General features: G+C 65.7%; 2 protein-coding genes. One reads left to right on the top strand and one right to left on the bottom strand.

Going from position 1 to position 3,750, the window contains the following annotated elements:
• Nucleotides 1-432: 432 nt before the first annotated feature.
• Nucleotides 433-1,062, top strand: a complete 630-nt coding sequence (locus tag ACZ7NC_RS44810; RefSeq protein WP_471498023.1) for a transposase family protein — start codon at nucleotides 433-435, stop codon at nucleotides 1,060-1,062.
• Nucleotides 1,063-1,409: 347 nt separating this feature from the next.
• Here the strand turns inward: ACZ7NC_RS44810 and ACZ7NC_RS44805 are convergent, their stop codons facing one another.
• A complete protein-coding gene (locus ACZ7NC_RS44805; protein ID WP_471498019.1) occupies nucleotides 1,410-1,883 on the bottom strand; it encodes an RNA polymerase sigma factor in 474 nt (157 codons plus the stop codon).
• Nucleotides 1,884-3,750: the final 1,867 nt, after the last annotated feature.

Below are 3,750 nucleotides of genomic sequence, written 5' to 3'. Positions count from 1 at the left end.
GACGAACTACCCAGTGTCACCAAGGATGAAATCAGCCCAAACCGACCATCAGCGGGCTGCTGACCAGCAGAGTTCTGCTAATTCACTGGCATTGCACCGGTCGGCCACTTGTTCGGCGGCAGGAGCACCGCGGTCGGCGCCTTCGGCGTAGCGACTGGCTCGGTCACGGCAGATCACTTCGACACCGGGAGGGTCATTCAAAAGTCAGTCGATCTTGGGGTATTTGATCGCTGGGGCACAAGATCGGTCCCCTCGGCGTAGCGTGTGAAGTGCCAAGTACCACGCGCTCGTTCGGGGGGACCGATGCGCTTCCACCGTACTACCGGCTTGAGTCCGCATCAGCTGTCGTTGCTTATCGGGAGGGTGGAGCGCCGGCTTCCCGACTGGGGCCAGGCGGGCGGGCGGCCTCGTGTACTGCCGTTGTGGAGAGCGGTGGTACTGCTGTGTTTCCTCCTGCGCCACAATGCGGTGCAGGAGATGGCCGGTGAGCTGTTCGGTTTTTCGCAGCCGACGGTCTCGCGGTACGGCACTGTGCTGCGGCCTGTGGTGCGTGACAGCCTGAAGCAGCTGGGGTTCGGAATCTCACGTCTTCCGCGCGGTGAGCCGGTCCTGGTGGACGGATTCCTCGCTCCCTGCTGGGACTGGAAGGCCGCTGAGCAGCTGTTTTCCGCAAAGCACCGCCGCAGTGGCCACAACGTCCAGGTCATCTCCGACCTTGCCGGGCGTCTTCCCCTGCCCGGCGCCCGCCACGACTCCTACGCCTGTACGGCTTCGGGTGCACAGGCCAGCGTCGGCAGACGTCCAGGCCTCGGTGACAAGGGCTACCAGGGCAGCAGCCTGCTCACCCCATACAAGAAGCCCGTCTACCGCCCGCTCACCGAGGTGGAGAAGGACTGCAACCGGGCCCACTCCTCGATCCGTTCCGCGGTCGAGCGCTGCATCGGCCACCTGGAGAACTGGAAGATCCTTTCCGAAGACTACCGAGGCCCCCTCGACCGCTTCCCCGAGACCCTCGAAACCGTCGTCCAGCTCGAACTCCTCCGCACCTGGAGCACACCATGATCAACCAGTTCTGAATAACCTTCCCGGCAGCGTACTGCCACCAAAAGCGTGCGCCTTCGTCGACACCGGCGAGGCGCAGGGCGCAGCCCAGGAGCCAGGCGGCCTCGGGTTCGGGGAGCTGGCCGGTGAGGAATTCCACGGCATCGGGAGCCACCGCGGTGACGACGACGTCGCAGAGGTGGTCGAGGAGTTCGGCGGAGTCCGTGTCGTCGGACGGCTCACCGACTGGCGGGGCGGCGTCGATAGGCGCAGTCCTCGTAGGCGACGGTGTCGTCGGGGGCGGTGTGACCGTCCTGGAGGCGGGCTCGGGCAAGGAGGGCATCGATGGAGGGCATGGCGGCTTAACTTCACTCCCGTGAGCGGTGCGCGGTGATCAGGTCGTCGAGGGTGGCGCGGGCGTGATGGTCGACGGCGTGAGTCATGGCCGTGCTCAGTCCGAGGACATCGGCGGTCTCTTCGAGGGCCAGGCCGCACAGATGGCGCAGGACGGCTACGTCCATCTGCTCGTGCGGAAGCCGGCCTATCGCGCCGAACAGATCCATGAGTTCACTCAGGGCGGCGAACTGGCCGGGTGCGTCGGTGCAGGCTTCCGCCGTGGAGAAGACTGCGGCGCGCAGGTCGGGGCGGTCTTCGGCGTCGCGGTGCGCGCGGGCCATGACCCTCGAGCGCAGCAGCTGCCAGGCGTAGCGTCGGATGTTCTCGCTGGTGGCGGCCTCGCTCCAGCACAGCCAGAGGATGTCGAAGGTTTCCGTCACCACCCAGCGGGCGCGGTGGTCGGTGAACAGGAAGGCGCGCGCGTAGGCGGTGTAGGCCCGGATCATGGTCTCGTTGAGGGTCTCTGATCCAGTCCGGTTCCTTCTGGGCTTCGCGAGCGGCCGCAGTCCACAACCGGCGCATCGTCGCAACAGGCAGGCCCAAGGCTCGGATCACACTGAAAGTGATCTCCCAGGCGGGGGAGTAGCCATTGCCGCGCAGCAGCTCACTGGTCCGGGTCTTGGAATAGCCGGAGCGGTCGACGAGGTCGCTGAGGCTCAGGCCGCTGGCGAAGAGGAACCCGCGGACCGGCTCCAGCCAGGCCCGGTGCGACGGGCGAGGCTTACGCCCGCGCCTGCTGCCGGCATCCGGTGGGGGACCGACTGGTCGGTGTCGGGAACCCATGTCCTCGGCACGACTCCCTTGCGCCGGCAACGGTGGAGTCCGGGCCACCCCCACCCACCGCCACGGCCTCCGCAGTCCCACGGCCTGCCCCACCTGCCGCAACCACCACCCGTAGAAGACTCCGCCCCATACCAGCGCTCACTGGACCTGATCGCCGATCACCACAAGTGAAACCACCTGAGCATCCGGCCAATTGTCTGGCAAAACCGCAGATCAAGCCCTCAGACACCAAGACCGCCTCCCACAACCGCCCCGTCGAAGCGCCCGCACCACCTGACCACACGAGCACGTCAAACTGATAGATGCAGGTAAGACCACCAGCCCTGATCAGAAATACCGCTCCTGGACATCCAGCACTCGCCGCCCTCGGTCTCGACTGGGCGGCATCCTGAGCGGGCGCTTTTCAACTCGCCGGACTGGGCGCTGACATGAGGAGGAACGGTGGCCGGACCGGGTGTCGGACTGGAGATCCTCCAGTTGGTTCTTGAGCAGGGCGCCGAGACGGACGACGTCGGCTACAAGTCGATGCTGGACTTGAGCCAGGACCTGCTCCAACACCGCCGCTCAGGGGTGAGTCTGCAGCACCACCACACCGTGCGAAGACCGTCCGCGTCGAGCATCACTCCCCCGTGCCTTCCTCACGTGGGCCCACACGTGCTCGCTATCGCGACCGGCAGGGAGCAGCCTGCGGAACTGCCACCCCTCCCACATCGGGATGATATCGGCCCCGGTCCGTAACGTGACCGTGCCGGTGCGGGTTTGTGTAGACGGTGCGAAAACAAGATGACCATCGCGGCTACGAGGCACACGCGTTCACAAACACCCCGCCAGACACCCTTGGAATCCGCCCAGCAGTCATGCCGGGCCGCCGTTCTCGACGGCCGCCGTCAAGAACGTACTCCGGCGGGCCGAAAGAGGAGGACACTTGGAGGAGCACGGAAAGCGGGTCTGATGGCGGATGATGCCGCAGCAACACACCGGACGATGAAGCTCAGCGCCGAGCCATCGAAGAGATCATCGAAGCGGTCCGCAACAGGCACCACTGGCGGGCCAGCGTCTTACTGGAGAGGTTCATAGCGACTGCTGATCTCACCGCGCTCGTCGCACTGCGCACCGCGCTGCAAGAACTCGACACAAGCCCCGAGCCGTGAGGGACATGGGCAGACAGCTGCAGGAGCTCCGAGCAGGCGAAGGGGACGTGCCCGAACCGGTGCAATAGCCCAGCCGCCGCGTGATACAGGCGAGCACCACCAGCGGCCGCGCGCGAGGACGGTGTGGCTTCCCCTCCACCTCCACCGCGCACTGGCCGTCCCCACTGCACCCGGGATGTGCAGGAGTTCATCCCGGGGCAGGAGAACAAAGGGCTGAAGCTGCGTAGTCGGCGATGCAGCGCCAGCCCTCACAGTGGTCGAATCCTCACTACTGATCTTTATCTCAGCGCTTGACGGTCACTCCAGCAATGCCAGCTTTGTTCCGGCGAGGAATCCACGCAGGAGATGCGGTGCCTTCTTGATCTTGCTGAGCGCTGCT

The sequence above is a fragment of the Streptomyces sp. NPDC111802 genome (genome assembly GCF_055634335.1).
Note: the sequence above shows the minus strand (reverse complement) of the source record. Positions and strands in the feature narration are given on the sequence as shown.

Excerpts from the sequence above, each read along its gene's own strand:
- ACZ7NC_RS44805 (WP_471498019.1), bottom strand. The coding sequence starts at position 1,883 with ATGATCCGGGCCTACACCGCCTACGCGCGCGCCTTCCTGTTCACCGAC.